The sequence below is a fragment of the Streptomyces sp. NPDC020597 genome, assembly GCF_044335095.1.
GTDB lineage: Bacteria > Actinomycetota > Actinomycetes > Streptomycetales > Streptomycetaceae > Streptomyces.
Genome location: NZ_JBIRUL010000016.1, coordinates 39,857 through 53,183, shown reverse-complemented (window position 1 = coordinate 53,183; position 13,327 = coordinate 39,857). Strand labels below are relative to the sequence as shown.

General features: G+C 69.1%; 15 protein-coding genes. 2 read left to right on the top strand and 13 right to left on the bottom strand.

What is annotated here, in order from left to right; translation table 11 throughout:
- Positions 1-280 precede the first annotated feature (280 nt).
- The 8 genes from ACH4ZA_RS25570 to ACH4ZA_RS25535 form a co-directional block, all read right to left on the bottom strand.
- Entirely contained in the window at positions 281-736 is a 456-nt protein-coding gene (locus tag ACH4ZA_RS25570; RefSeq protein ID WP_398431793.1) for an NUDIX domain-containing protein, read from the bottom strand.
- The gene (gene tmk, locus ACH4ZA_RS25565; protein WP_057578261.1) at positions 733-1,389 is read right to left on the bottom strand and encodes a dTMP kinase; all 657 of its coding nucleotides are present in this window, start codon (positions 1,387-1,389) and stop codon (positions 733-735) included. Before tmk ends, ACH4ZA_RS25570 begins: the two co-directional genes overlap by 4 nt.
- Positions 1,386-2,912 carry a B12-binding domain-containing radical SAM protein gene (locus tag ACH4ZA_RS25560; RefSeq protein WP_398431791.1) on the bottom strand — a complete coding sequence of 509 codons (1,527 nt, stop codon included), beginning with the start codon at positions 2,910-2,912 and terminating at the stop codon, positions 1,386-1,388. The genes tmk and ACH4ZA_RS25560 overlap by 4 nt, the downstream gene beginning before the upstream one ends.
- A gap of 12 nt (positions 2,913-2,924) precedes the next feature.
- Positions 2,925-3,728: a hypothetical protein gene (locus tag ACH4ZA_RS25555; protein ID WP_398431790.1), complete on the bottom strand. Its 804-nt coding sequence runs from the start codon at positions 3,726-3,728 to the stop codon at positions 2,925-2,927.
- Positions 3,729-3,820: 92 nt separating this feature from the next.
- Positions 3,821-4,483 carry a hypothetical protein gene (locus ACH4ZA_RS25550; protein WP_398431789.1) on the bottom strand — a complete coding sequence of 221 codons (663 nt, stop codon included), beginning with the start codon at positions 4,481-4,483 and terminating at the stop codon, positions 3,821-3,823.
- A complete protein-coding gene (locus tag ACH4ZA_RS25545) occupies positions 4,480-5,058 on the bottom strand; it encodes a hypothetical protein (RefSeq protein WP_398431788.1) in 579 nt (192 codons plus the stop codon). Before ACH4ZA_RS25545 ends, ACH4ZA_RS25550 begins: the two co-directional genes overlap by 4 nt.
- Positions 5,059-5,320: 262 nt before the next feature.
- Positions 5,321-5,986 (bottom strand): hypothetical protein, encoded by a 666-nt coding sequence (locus ACH4ZA_RS25540; RefSeq protein WP_398431787.1) that lies wholly within the window; start codon positions 5,984-5,986, stop codon positions 5,321-5,323.
- A gap of 454 nt (positions 5,987-6,440) precedes the next feature.
- Positions 6,441-6,902, bottom strand: coding sequence for an ATP-binding protein (locus ACH4ZA_RS25535; protein ID WP_398431786.1), 462 nt, complete (start codon positions 6,900-6,902; stop codon positions 6,441-6,443).
- A gap of 371 nt (positions 6,903-7,273) precedes the next feature.
- Between ACH4ZA_RS25535 and ACH4ZA_RS25530 the strand changes: the two genes are divergently transcribed.
- On the top strand, positions 7,274-8,290 hold the full coding sequence (locus ACH4ZA_RS25530) for a hypothetical protein (RefSeq protein WP_398431785.1): 1,017 nt from the start codon (positions 7,274-7,276) through the stop codon (positions 8,288-8,290).
- Positions 8,290-8,808 (top strand): GNAT family N-acetyltransferase, encoded by a 519-nt coding sequence (locus tag ACH4ZA_RS25525; RefSeq protein ID WP_398431784.1) that lies wholly within the window; start codon positions 8,290-8,292, stop codon positions 8,806-8,808. The genes ACH4ZA_RS25530 and ACH4ZA_RS25525 overlap by 1 nt, the downstream gene beginning before the upstream one ends.
- 176 nt (positions 8,809-8,984) lie before the next feature.
- Here the strand turns inward: ACH4ZA_RS25525 and ACH4ZA_RS25520 are convergent, their stop codons facing one another.
- The 5 genes from ACH4ZA_RS25520 to ACH4ZA_RS25500 all read right to left on the bottom strand — a co-directional run bounded on the left by ACH4ZA_RS25520 (position 8,985) and on the right by ACH4ZA_RS25500 (position 12,949).
- A complete protein-coding gene (locus ACH4ZA_RS25520) occupies positions 8,985-9,245 on the bottom strand; it encodes a hypothetical protein (RefSeq protein ID WP_398431783.1) in 261 nt (86 codons plus the stop codon).
- Positions 9,242-10,201, bottom strand: a complete 960-nt coding sequence (locus ACH4ZA_RS25515) for a hypothetical protein (RefSeq protein ID WP_398431782.1) — start codon at positions 10,199-10,201, stop codon at positions 9,242-9,244. The genes ACH4ZA_RS25520 and ACH4ZA_RS25515 overlap by 4 nt, the downstream gene beginning before the upstream one ends.
- Before the next feature lie 252 nt (positions 10,202-10,453).
- A complete protein-coding gene (locus ACH4ZA_RS25510; RefSeq protein ID WP_398431781.1) occupies positions 10,454-11,635 on the bottom strand; it encodes a hypothetical protein in 1,182 nt (393 codons plus the stop codon).
- A complete protein-coding gene (locus ACH4ZA_RS25505) occupies positions 11,632-12,153 on the bottom strand; it encodes a hypothetical protein (protein WP_398431780.1) in 522 nt (173 codons plus the stop codon). The genes ACH4ZA_RS25510 and ACH4ZA_RS25505 overlap by 4 nt, the downstream gene beginning before the upstream one ends.
- Before the next feature lie 163 nt (positions 12,154-12,316).
- Positions 12,317-12,949, bottom strand: coding sequence for a hypothetical protein (locus tag ACH4ZA_RS25500; protein WP_398431779.1), 633 nt, complete (start codon positions 12,947-12,949; stop codon positions 12,317-12,319).
- Positions 12,950-13,327: the final 378 nt, after the last annotated feature.

Below are 13,327 nucleotides of genomic sequence, written 5' to 3'. Positions count from 1 at the left end.
AGCCGACGCTCGCGATGGGGAAATACATGACCGTCGACACCAGCGACTGAGGCAAGCGTGACAGCCCAAGGACTGTGCCGCCAGAGCCAGAGCCAGAGGCCTCGCAGGACTCGGCGGGCACCGGGAAGTTGTCGGCTTCGGTGCTCCACCCAGGTCTGCGCCGCTGCATGCAGCTTGTGTCCACTCATCGGGCTGCTCGGCATCGGCGATCAACCCCACTGCTCCCCGCGCCCGCGGGGGTGTTCTCGGCGACGTGGCCCGGCACCCTATGGATCTACGTCTACTCCCCGCGCCCGCGCCAGTTGTGGGTGGTGAGAGGCCCGGTGCCTTCGAGGTATCCGAGGAGGCCGGCTCGCGGGTATTCGATGATGTCGTCGGGCAGTTCGTGGACCGTGAACCAGGTGAGTGCCATGCACTTGTCGGGTTCTTTGTTCACGGGCTCTCCCTCCCATTGGAGGGCTTCGAAGAAGAAGCCGATGCGTTCGACGTCGTCGGTTTGGCGGTGGTGGACGACCTGGACGAGCCGTAGGGCGGTCGGGTCGACGGTGACGCCGGTTTCCTCGGACAGTTCGCGGGCGGCGCCTTCGGGGAGGGGTTCGCCGTGGTCGAGCTTTCCGGACGGCATGTGCCAGCGGCCGTGGCCGTAGGGGCCGCCTCGCTTCGAGAGGAGGATCTTGTCGCCGTCGCGGAGGATGACGTGGGTGTCGATGACGGGTGCTGCCGGTTGTCCGCTCATGTTCCCTGGGGGGTTGAAGGGGCGGGGGAGGGAATCGACGCTAGCGGCAGAGCGGGCAGGGCGTCGGTGATTCGCCGTGCTACGTCCGATGGGGTGGAGCCGCCGTTGTCGAGGAGCAGTACCTGGACTCCTTGGCTCATGAGGTAGGCCGCCGCATCCCGGTAGAGGTCCACTTCCCTGCCCGGGCCGGTGGGATCGAGGTGCCATCGGTGAGTGATCCCGCGTTCGGCGATGCGTGCGGCGATCCGGCACGGCTCGGCGGTGAGGATCACGGCGAGGTCTGGCATGGGCACGTGCTGGTTGATGTCGATCAGGAATTCGACGGGGACGCCGTCGAGTTGCTGCAGGACCAGGGTGGAGGGCAGGTAGCGGTCGCTGACGATGAGCTCGCCAGCCTGCAGCGCGGGCTGGATGACCGTCTCGACGTGCTCGTAGCGGGTGGCGGCCACGAGACAGGCGAGCGCCAGGCCGTGAACGTGGTCGGCGTTCGCCCGGGTGAAGGCGCCCAGTGCGGTGGTGGTCGGCTCGCCGGTGCAGGTGACGGGGTGGCCTTGGCCGGCCAGCAGGTCGTGCAGAGCTTGCACGGTGGTGGATTTGCCCACGCCGCTGGGCCCGTCGATGCTGACGAACCAGCCCCTGCGCTCGTCGCTCACGCGGCTTCCTCCTGCCCGCTCTGGTTGCGTTCGTGCTGCTCCCGGGTGAGGGTGGCGAGGGTCGACCGGATCTGTGGCAGCGGCACGTCGCCGAACTGGAGGCCGACGGAGAAGTTGAACTCGTCGCGCTGACGCATGGACTCGTGGGCTCCGTCGCCGGTCAGGTCGACGTCGCCGTAGGCCAGCAGGGCGTCCGCCGTGTAGCCGGCCTTGATCAGGGTGTCCCACACGGGGGTGCCGGGGTAGGGCCGGAACTCGAAGACGCTGGCGCGGATGTCGCCGGCGTGCTGGTCGCAGATGTCCCACAGGTTGCGGATGTGCCGGACGGTCGCCTGCAGGTCCTCTTGTGTCTCGCCGGGGAAGCCGAGGATGAAGTAGCCCTTCACGCCGATGCCGTGGGCGACCAGGCGACGGGCGACGCGCTCGGTCATCTCGGCGTCGATGCGCTTGTCCATCGCGGCCAGGATGCGGTCGCTGCCGGATTCGATGCCGAGAGCGACTTCGCGCAGGCCATTGCTGACGAGGCGGTCCAGGTCGGCGTCGGTGAGCCGGTCGAGGACGTTGATGCGGCCGGTGGCGTCCCAGACGTACCGGTCCCCGATCCGGTGCTTCGCGAAGGCGGTCATCTGCTCGTCGATGACCCGGCCGACGCCGAGAAACAGGTCGTCGACGAAGCGGAACGCGGTCACGCCGTACTCGTCGTGCAGCTGATCGAGTTCACCGATGATGTTGTGGGGGGAGCGGACGCGGATGCTGACGTCCGGGTTGGCGGAGACGGCCGCGCCGCAGAGCGTGCAGTTGTAGGGGCAGCCGCGGCTGCCGACGATGTTGGCCTCCCAGTGGCCCCGAGGACTGATCCAGGGGCGTTGCGCGGCCAGGCGGAGGTCCGTCGCCGTGGGCGGGGCGTGGTAGGGGTCTTGGGGCAGGAAGGCCCGGTTGACGTAGGGCAGGGCGTCGATGTCGGGTCCCAGCAGGGCGGCACTGGTCTTGGGATCTGCGATACCGGCGGCCCGGGTGCCGAGCAGGGGGTCGCGCCACAGGACGCCGGACAGCGATCGCCGGCGGTGGGCGTCATCCAGGAGCGCGGAGACCCGCAGCTCTCCCTCGCCGAGGACGAGGGCGCGCAGGTTGATCATGCGGGGGTCGTTGAGGACGCGATCCGGCATGGCTTTGGCGTGGTGGCCGCCGACCATGAGGTCGATGCCCGGATCGAGCCTGGCGGCGATCCGCGCGGACATCTCGTAGGTGGGCGCGAGGAGATTCATGGCGGCCCAGCGGGGTCCCGCCTCGTTGACTAGCCGGGCCGTCTCGTCTACGCCCAGACCGTGGGCTTCGGCGTCGAGCACGCCGACGTTGAACCCCTGTTGCTGGGCGTAGGTGGCGATGTAGGCCATGCCGAGCACGGGGAGGGTGTAGTCGTTGGTGCGGGGCCGCAGCGTGTAGTCACGCAGCGGTGCGTTGATGAACAGGGCGTCGATCGCGCGGGTGGTGTCGGCGCCCGCGATCAGCGGTAACTGCCGCATGGATCCTCCAGGTCATCGGATGTGCGCCCCCCAGGTCAGGGTGGCGAGAGTGAGGGTGTGCAAGGCGGTGCGGTCCTCGCCGGCCCAGCCGCTCCACAGCGGCCCGAACGCTTTGTCCTTCTTGCCGGGCCACGGGTAGGCGGGCGCGATCTGCGCGGCCCAGGTGCGCACGGCGAGGTCGTCGTGCGGGTAGATGCTGAAGTCCCCGGTGAAGTCGGCGGCCGCCGCGCGGGCGGTCCACGGACCGATGCGCGGGATGCTGGTCAGGGCGACGGCCAGCTCCCCGGCGTCCGCGTGCCCCCATGCGTCGTGATGCCGGTCGTAGTGTTCTGCCGCGGCCTGCAGAGCAGTGCGATGAAACTTCGCGCCGACGGCGGCGAAGCCGGTGTCGGGCAGTTCGAGAACCCGGGTGTGCGTGGGGGCGACGGCCAGCGGACCGAAGGGCCCCTCCACGGCCGTTCCGTACGTCGCACACCAGGTGCGGTAGAGCTTGCGGGCCTGGTCCGCGCGGACGACCTGCCGCAGAATCGCGGTGGTGATCGCGTCCCACAGCCACGGGTTGGCGAGCCGCTGCGAGGCGCCGAGTTCGACGAGCCCATCCCGCAGCGCGCTCGGGGCGGCCGCCGGCAGGCCGGCGGGGTCGGTGACGACGAACGACGGCTTGACGTCCTCACTGCCATCCACACAATCCACGCGCAGGCCGTAGGTGTCGTGCGACATGACCCACAGCCCTGAGCCGGCCTGTACGGCACGGGCACAGGCACCGCTCTCGTAGCGGTGCCAGGCAGGGTGATCGGTCGTGAGAACGCCGGCCATCGGGATACTCCTCATGTCGTTCCAAAGGTGTTCGCCGTAGCCTCTCGCGCCGCAGGGCAGCGGCACACCGAAGAGGTGCGCGATGCGCGACGTCAGTCGATGATTTGGCGCTCTCGCAGGTAGCGGCGCATCGTCAGGAACTCGTTGAGGGTGGCGGAGCGGGATTCCTCGGGCTCGTCGCCGGGGATGGCGGGCTCGGGCCACGACTGCTTGGCCGGCATGAGGTCGCCGGCAGCGTGCGAGCGTTGCTTTCGGCGTGGGCCGCGGACGAAGAGGGTGACGGTGCCGGGCGCCATCACCGCCTGGTGCACCATCGAGTGGTCCAGGGCATACGCGCTGCCGGTCCGCTCGAGGGTCACGATGGCCGGCTGGAGATCCGCCCCGGTGAACGGACCCTGACGGCCGTCGGTGCGGCGCCTGACCACGTGGACGTAGCCGCCGGCCAGGATGCGGGTGGCGAAGGCGTAGCAGTGGTCGTGCGGCACGAGCTGGTTCTCGGGCCGCGGGTTCATGTTGAGGCGGATCTCGAAGCTGCGATCCGGGGCCTCCCACAGCGACAACCGGTTCAGCAGAAGCGTGACGCGGCTTGCCGCCAGGCGGTCAGGGTCGGTCAGGACCGCGTCCACGAGTGCGGTGAGGAGGGTCCGGTCTGCGGCGATCCGGTCCAGGACGCTGCAGCTGACGTGTTGCACATAGGCCACATCGGGCATGTCCAGACACGGGACCTGCGACAGCCAGGAGTCGGCGGCTGTCACCGGCGTCCACCCGCCGTGCCGGCCAGCAAGACGTCCTCGAGGGCCTCGCGCGCCCGGCGGGCGGCCCCGGTGTACTCGTCCGTAGTGAGCGGCGAGCCGCCCGGCTTGACCGAAGGCGTCATGGCCAGGAGATGTAACGCGTCGGCACTGCTGCGGGTGGCGCAGAGCGTCTTTGCATGGACGGCGAGCACTTCCTCGGGGCCGCACGTGCGCGCGTAGTGGGGCTGCTGAGCGAGGGAATCGGCTCTTTCCTGGTACATCTCCAGCTGCAGCGAGCCTGTGATCGTCAGGACCACCGAGGTGGCGAGCACCGGCCAGGGCTCCAGGCCGGACTGCGCCGTCACCCGAAGGTAGGCGGCGGGCCTGTCGGACAACGTAAGAGGCAGATGCATGTAGCCGTGGGCGAGGAAAGAGCCGTCTGCCCGGTAGGAGCCCGTGTCGAAGACGCTGACAATCCGGGACGCGAGCGGGGCAAGCCAGCCAACGGCAGCCGACGGTGCGATCTTTGGGACCTCCGCGGAGTCCTGGCTCTGGCCGAGCAACTGGCTGACGAAGACGGGCAAGATGACAGTCACGAGTCGATTCCCTGGCAGGTAGAGAAAACAGCGAAGAACGGACATACGGGCTCCCATGTCGTTCCGTGTCGAAGACGAACCGGTGAACGGGAGCCTCAGCAGACACGACGCACGCCCTGCTTTCGGAGCCGTGGCAGCCATGGGCCCGGCACGGAAAGGGGCCCGGTTGTCGGGGCGGCGGTCGCCCTCGGGGCTCCCGCGCCGGGCGGGAGACTGCCCGCGGGCTCAGGGGCGGGGGTGCCCGGGGTGTGCAGGCCGTGGTCTATACCGCCGGCGGGGTGAGTTCCTGTAGGAGTTGATCGAGGTCGAGGATGCGGAAGGAGTGCAGGCGGCGGACCTGCTGGGAGGCGAGAAAGCCGGTGATGTCGGGGTGGCTGTAGGGCAAGGGCGGCCCTGGCTGTGCGACGGGCTGGACACCATTCCCGCCAAGTCCGTAGAGAGTGCCGACAACCCCATAAAGCGGTGCGCTCTGTGCCAGGTAGACGGTCGGACCGCCCTGCAGGTGGGGGCACAGCTGCGCGGCCGTGCGCACATGCCGGGCGCAGACGGGCGGCTGGTTCGTCAGCACCTGCGCTACGCCGGAGTTCTCGTCATGGGGGCCGACGAGGAAGATCAGGCCGAGTGGGGAGCGGGCGGGCTGCGCGCAGATCTGGCAGCGCAGGGCTTGCATGCACATCAGCTGCCGGTAGGGGTGCATCAATTTCCACTGCGGCCGGCCGGTGGGTTGACCGCGTGCGTCGAGGCGGTTGAAGGAGCAGCGTGCCCACAGCACGCCGCGCAGGTCACGGTCGCGGGGGTCTTCGTCGAGGTAGTGCAGGTGGAGCCGGCCGTCGATGTGGGGGAGGAGGGTCAGGTTGTCGGGGGCTGCGTCCTCGCCTTCACGCTGGGTGATGAACGGAACGGGGCCGGAGGTATCCGGGGTGGTCATGGGTTGCCACTTGCTGGGGGTTGGGGATCGGGGACTGTAGGGAAGTGGAGGAGTGATCATGCGGTTGTCTCTCGAGAAGTTGGGGGCGCGGCGGCCTTTGCGGATGGTGCGGTGGTCGTCCGGGCAGTCTGGCGGGGGTACTTGGCCGCTTGAGAAGACGGCGGGGCGGGCATGCTGCGGTGCGCTGATCTGGGCGGCCCGAGCCGGTTCCTCGCCGGCTGAAGCTGCCGGATCCGCCGAAGCGGGTGCGGAGCTCAAGGAGTGAGTGGGAGAGTCGAGGCTGCGACGCCGATGACGAAGCCGCAGGACGCGGAGATCATCACGATGAGGAGCGGCCCAGTGAAACGGGCCAGCCATCCCATGCGCCTGCGCCAGGGGCAGGCGCGCGTGCCCTGTCGCACCTGAGTTCTTCCATGAGCCCCGCCTCGTGGGCGTGTGACGGACCGCGGATCGGTCATTGGAAGGGCTCACTGAGCAACTCGGCCCAGACCTCTTTGCCCGAGTCGTGCAACTCCGTTCCCCAACGTTCAGCGAGGGCACTCACGAGGAGCAGTCCGCGGCCGTTCGTGCTGAGGGCGGCGGCGGACACCGCGGGCGCGGGAGGCACGGGCGCGGTGTCGGTGACGCCGATCCGTACGGATCGCTCTCCCGTGCGCCGGACGGCGATGCGGATACGGTGGCTGTCGGTGTGCGTGACCGCGTTGGTCACCAACTCGCTCGCCACTAGGATCCCGGCATCGGTCAGGCACTCCAGATGCCATAGGGATAGTGCCGTTTCGACGAGCCGGCGGGCGGCTTCGGCACTTTTCCTCGTGGCGGGCAGCTCCTGGCAGTATCCGGGGCGGTGCCCTTGGGGACGTGACTTCGTTAACGCGATCATCTGGACCTCGACAGGGTCGGTGAACGACGGCCTCACTCAGTCAACGTCCGCCCTCGGCTGTAGGGGAGGAAAAAACCTGCGGACGTGCCCCCCGCCCACCGGAAATTTCCTGCCTCGCCGGCCACTGACGAGGCGCCAGTGGCTACGGTGGGTACATGGAGGGGAACCCGCGTCTCGGTAGCGCGTTACGGCAGAGTGGCCTTACGCAGGCCGAGTTGGCCGACAAGGTGAACGCTCACCTCATGAGAGCAGGGCACGAGGGGACGGTCGGCGACCGCACGGTCCGTAACTGGATCACGGGCAAGACCCGGTGGCCGCACCCTCGTCAGCGTGAGGCGCTGGAGGCAGTATTCGGCTGTACTGCCCGAGAGTTGGGGTTCAATCCTCCGGCAGCAAGAAGCCGTTGCGTGAACGCTTCGGAGAACTCCGTGAGACGCAGGAACTTCATCTCCGCCACCACTGGAACCGCCGTTGCCGTCGTGGCGCCCATCGTGGATTCGAGACCGTCTATCGTCGGCACCTCCGACGTGATCCGGCTGAGGTCCGGCCTAGACGCCTTGATGGCCCTGGATGCCGTCAGAGGCGGTCACGAGGCTTTGGAGCGGTCCGCCCTCGCCGGAGCGGACGAGGCACTCGAGAAGGTCAAGCGGGCCGCCTCCCAGCGTATCCGGCAGAGGCTGTACTCCGTGGCCGCCAACTACACCTCGACAGCAGCGTGGGCCGCTATCGACGGCCGTCAGCTCGGCCGGGCCCAGTCCCGGCTGGACCGCGCCCTGTACCTCGCCGGGATGGCCAAGGACCCCGTCGTCGAGCTGCGGGTGTGGAACTCCTACGCCATGCTTGCCCATCAGCGGGACGACTTTGCCGACGCGGTGGACGCTGGGTACGCGGCTCAGGCGACGGGCATTGCCCGCCGGGATCCCTTCTACGGCTCTCTCGCGCACGCCCGTACGGCCGTTGCCCACGCCACCCTCGGGGACCGCCAGGCGGCTATCAGGTCCCTGGGCTACGCCCAGGAGGCGCTGGCCAAGGCGACCGAGGACGAGGCCCGCCCGAGCTGGGTGAGCTTTTACGGCGTGGCCGAGCTGGACGCCATGATGGCCATCACCCGGGACCGGATCGGGGACTTCGCCGAGGCTGAGGCCGCATCCCACAGGGCGCTGAGCGGCATTCCCAAGCACTTCAAGCGGAACCGGGCCCTGGCAACGGCCAGGCTCGCCCTGACGCAGGTCCATCAGCGGGACGTTGACCAGGGGTGCCGTTCGGCCTCCTCGGCCTTCGAGCTGATGTCCGGCAACCCGATCCCGGGCCGCATGCGCTCCCTGCTTGGTGACTTCTACCGGGACCTGATCACCCTTGCGCCGAATGCCTCGGCCGCCCGAGAGTGGGGCGACCGCTACCGATCCGAATGGAGCCGAGCCTGATGGCCGACCTGGACGTCCGTCGCTACAGCCGTGAGGACCTGCCGCAGATCCGGCAAACGATCATCGACATCCACGTGGACGCCCAAGGCGAGCAGACAGACGACTTCCGAAAGAAGTTCCCCTGGTTCGTCGATCACTGGGGTTCGCGCGAGGGCTACGCCTGCGTGATTGCGTGGGACGGCGACACGGCCGTGGGCTTTGCGTACGGCGCTCCGGCGGTCGATGGCCGGGAGTGGTGGCGCGAGTACGTCGAAGAGCCCCCAGAGAAGCACCTGACCTTCGCCTACTCCGAGCTGGCCATCCGTCAGGCGTACCGGAAGCAAGGCATCTCCGACCTGCTCTCGCGCGCCCTTCTGGAGGGCCGGACCGAAGACCTCGCCGTCCTCTTGGTGGACGTCGAACACCCCCGCGTCCAGGCTCTGTACGAGGACTGGGGCTTCAAAAAGGTGGGCGTACAGCAGCCCTTCCCGGACTCCCCGGTCTTCGCCGTCATGCTGGCGGAGTTGCCGTTGGGCTAGCGTCTCTCAGGCGGGCCTACAGGACGAGTCCTTGGGTCTGGCCTTGGAGGTGTTGCGGTCCCAGATGAATAGGAGATGATCTTCGCGACGGCCGTTCTGGGTGAGTTCCTTGAGCTCCCGCTGGTTAATTGGTGGGGGCCGAGGGTCGGCTGTACGCGTTTTCTCGCCCGCTGCGATCACACAGCGGGCAGCAGGTCAGGCGCGTCGTCTACGCCGAGGAGCAGGACGTGGTGGCCGACGGCCTCGGTCACGCCGTCGGTGACTCGCTCGACGTCCAGACGCATCCGGATGCGGCCGGCGCCTTCGCCGTTGGCCGCAAGATCGTGTTCCAGTTCGTCGTCGAGGCGGTCCATTGCGGCCTCGGCCGCGGCGAAGTCGGCCAGGTCGCGCGCGAGGAGTTGGCGGGTGGTGGTGTCGCGGAGCTGGTAGCTGGTCATCGGGACTCGTCCTTCGGCGTGGGGTGATCAGTGGTGGAGTCGGCGATCCTTCGCGCCGCGTTCACCGCGCGCGACCAGACGTCGGGGCTGCCGCCGTGCTCGCGGGCGAGGGATGCGGCGAGTCCACGGATGTCACCGCGCTCGCGCAGGGCGGCCAGGGCGACGGCCGCCCGCCGGTCGGCTTCCGAGCGGGCCGGCGCGGCCGCGGGCCGGTGCTCGAGGGCGTTGCGTACGACGTACTCCCAAGACCTCTGCGGTCCCCCGTACTGCACGCTGAGCTCCGCGGCCAGCCCCGAGTGGTAGCCGTCGCGGTCGATCGCCTTGGTGGCGTACTGCTCGGCGAGCTGCGTGGCCGTGAGCGGCTCACCGCCGGCGTGGGCGCTCAGCTCGGCCGCGAGGGCCTCCTCGAGGGCGGAGGGCCGGCCGACGGCCGCGTCGGCCTGGGGCCCAGGACGGCGGCCGGCCTTGCCGAGCTTGTCCCCGGTGCGCTTCTTGTCGAAGTCCTGCAGGTCGCCGACGCGGAAACCGGGGATCATGCGGCCGGTCGGGCCCTCGACCGGCTCGGCGAGGGGCTTCGGGAAGTAGTCGGGGTTGTCCTTCAGGTACTTGCGGATGGCCGAGGCTCCGTTAAAGCCCAGCCACTTGGCAGCCGTGTTGATGGAGACGACATCCTCCGGGTCGGCCTGGTACAGCTCGGGGTCGGCCTTGAGGACCTTGCTCGCCTTCTCCTGCTGGAACCAGGTGTAGAAGTCGCGGAACTGCTGCTCGTCGTAGAAGTCGGTCCCGTCGATGCGCTCCTTCTCCGGGTGACGGTGCTCCTCCGGCTGCTCGAGGCGCACCTTGTACCAGCGGGCCGCGGTGCCGACGCTGGCGCCGGTGAACTCGCGGATCCAGTCGCGGTTGACCACGGCACGGTCGCCGACGACGCGACGCTGCGGGTTCAGGGCCTTGGACATTGCACTCTCCGGTTCGGATCGCGGCCCTATACTGAGGGCCTGCTCCTCTTTGTTCCTCCGGCGCTCACGCGCCGGTGGGCGAGTCGAGTTGGTGAAGGTGGTCGGCGGGACGTTCGGTCGGGGTTGCCGCCCTGGGCCGACACCCTCGTGAGAGGGTGCCTTCCGCCGCCCACCGCTTTTGCCGCTAGTTTCGCGTAATCAATATGACGCTCTTGGTGGATGGCTGTCAATCTCGCCGGCACCCAGAGCACGTCACAGCCGGCTGCGGCGGTGCGCGGCCCACTCCCGTTCGAAGTGCGGCACCTTCTTGTCCCGGACCTGGAACGGGGCGGTGACCATCAGTTCCTCCACGGTCGGAAGCTCCGGCCCGCGCCGCTGGACCCACGCCCGCACCCTCCCGTAGCGCTCGTCGACCTCGATGGGGACGCCGCGCCGCTCCGAGACACTCTGCAGCCTCCGGCCGAGAGTGGTTGCCCGGCCCACGTCGACTCGCTCCACCGAGCGCATCGCCCGCCCGCGCCGGGCCGGGTCCGCCTTCGCGACGGGCAAGATCCGGCGCACGTGGTACAGCGCCCACGGGCAGGCGAGCTCCTCCTTGAAAGCGGCGAGCACAGGCCGGTCGGCGGCCCGGTCAGGGTCGAACTGCTCCAGCAGACTGCGCCGGCCGAACAGCCTCGCCTGCGGGTTGAGGCTGACCGAGGTGTACTCCAGGCGCAGCACCCGTCCGGCGATGTCCGGATGGGCGCGCATCCGGTCCAGGTGCGCATCCATGGCCCCCATCGACACCGGGAAACAACAGAAGCTGCAGTAACTCTTCTCCCACCGCACCCCGAACCGCTCGTACAGGAACGCTTCGCACCGCTCGCGCCCCCACCCCCAGACGTTCAAGGGGTACACGCCCTGGCGCAGCGGGTTCTTGTTTGCGGCCTCGTCCCGGCGGCTGCGGCTGACCTCGTCGGCGTTGAACCCCATCACTTGCCTGAACGGCCGGTCGCCGATCTCCTGGGCGATCAGCGCGTCGCCGACCTCCCCCTTGGCATGCAGGCTGCAGAGCCGGATGCCGCCCTGCTGGGGAACGGTGCCGCCTGTCTCGTGCTCGTCCCACAGCGTCCAGGGCCCGCGCTCGATGATGCGCTCGGGCTGGCGGGAGTCGTCCATGACCGCGATCTCCAACGAGCGGCTGGCCCGGGATACTTGAACGAGCCGGACCCGGTGCTCGCGCAGGAGCGGCAGCACGTACTGAGCGGCGTGGGCGCGGGTGGCCGGCCACTCGTCCCCGGTGAGTTCGTGGAGCACCATGGTGCGGGCCAGATCGACTCCGTGGGCGGACGGGTCCTCCAGCATCTTCACCAGGTACGCGGTGCTGTCGACGCCCAGGCCCCAGTTGATGACCAGCTCGACATCGGCGCTGCCGGTGCGGGGTGCGGCGTTCATGCGGCCGCACCCCCTTGGTCGGCCTTCGGGTACGGGTAGGAGGTGGCGGTGAGCCGGCGGCCGGTGCGCGGCCCGATGTAGGCCGCGTACTTGTGGTTGCCCCCGTGGGATACGACCCGCGCGCCGACGGCCTGCAGGGCCTCCTCCAGCCACCCCCGGCCGGGCTTGCCCTCGTCACGGGGGCGGGCGCCGAGGGCGACCAGGCGCCGCTCGACTCCGCCGCGGCCGCGCTCGCCGTTGCGGACCTTGGACATCGCGCGGTCGTGGAGGACCGAGCCGTCGGGCAGCATGGTCAGGCGCCGCGGGCGTGTCTTGCCCAGGTAGTCCATCCCCCTGGCCTGGTAGATCGTTCCGTAGTGGCCGGGAAAGATCGTCTCGGGGCCGTGGGCGGTGAGGCGCGTCCTGGGCTCGGGGTCGCTGTGCGCGACGACGCCACGCACTCCGCGGGCGGCCGCCAGGCGGAAGGCGCACGCCTGCGCCCACGTCTCCGCGTTCGCCGGGATCTCGTCGAGCAGCACCAGCCGGTTCAGCTCCAGGCTCTCCTCGTACGGGGTGTTCTACGCACCGCAAGCAGTCATTGGCGCAGCTAATACTGCGTGTGACCTGTCAGTCGAGGTGTTGATGGACTGGACGGGTTCGACGACTCGCCCGCGGATGAACCGGGGCCTCGTTCAAGCGCCGTCAACGGACGAACTGATACCCGATCCAAACTTGGACCTCCGTCAGGCGGCGCAAGTCCAGGCCCGCGTCGAACTCCCGCTGCGGAATCGTCACCTGCCAGTCACCGCCCACTCCTCGACCCCAAAACGCCAGGGACTGCGGGGCAGTAAGGGCCGGATCGTCACCGACTCCTTCGTCCGCCAGGAGGCGCTCCGTCTTAGCAGGTCGTGTGGCAACGCGCGGCATCAGATGCTGGACCGCAACACTCTTGTCGCGCCGCCGCTGCGTGTACGTCGGGCCATGCCGCACCTCGCACGAAACTTCGCTAGCAGGGTGCGATGCACCGACGAGCGCCAACCGAACGCTCTGGATCTTCGCGTCGAAATGGTCGACCGGCACGTCAGACGCATCGATCCGGAACTCGAGCTGGTGCCGCGTCTTCAGGTCGCTCAGCTGGCCATCAGCGGACTTGAACGAGTACCTAAGCGTGTCCTTATCGTGCGGGAGGGCGAAGAAGTTGGCCAGTGACGCGGGGGCGATCCGGGCCTGCGGGGCCGCCGCTGTCGCGGCGATGTGGACTGCGGAACTTGTCGCTGCGCAGCAACTCCCGCTATTGAGGCGGATCCTGTCCGTTCTGCGCCATCCGCCCGTCACTCACCCACCGGTGCGACTCCGCAGCATCGTCGCCCAACTCCAGCTCCATGACGATTCCACGGAGCACCCGCTCAGGCTCCGGTCAGCGTCGTGATCACCGCGCAGGGTCGAGGCCACCGGCGGAGACCCCCACCGCATCAGCGGGACGCGATCTGGATGCACCTCAGCTCCACCGAGGCCTTCAACGAGGTGCTCGCCATCCTTGATCCGCGCGGGGCCGCGGCGGGCGGTGGGCACGCCGGGCGGCGCGGGCGGACGCCGGGCGGGCGGCCTCCGCGATTGCAGGTCCTTCGATGTGTGCGCACCATGGGGAGGTGAGGGCATAAAACGTACGACACGGTTTACCGGTGCCCTTCGGCGCCGGGTGGGGTCGGCCTC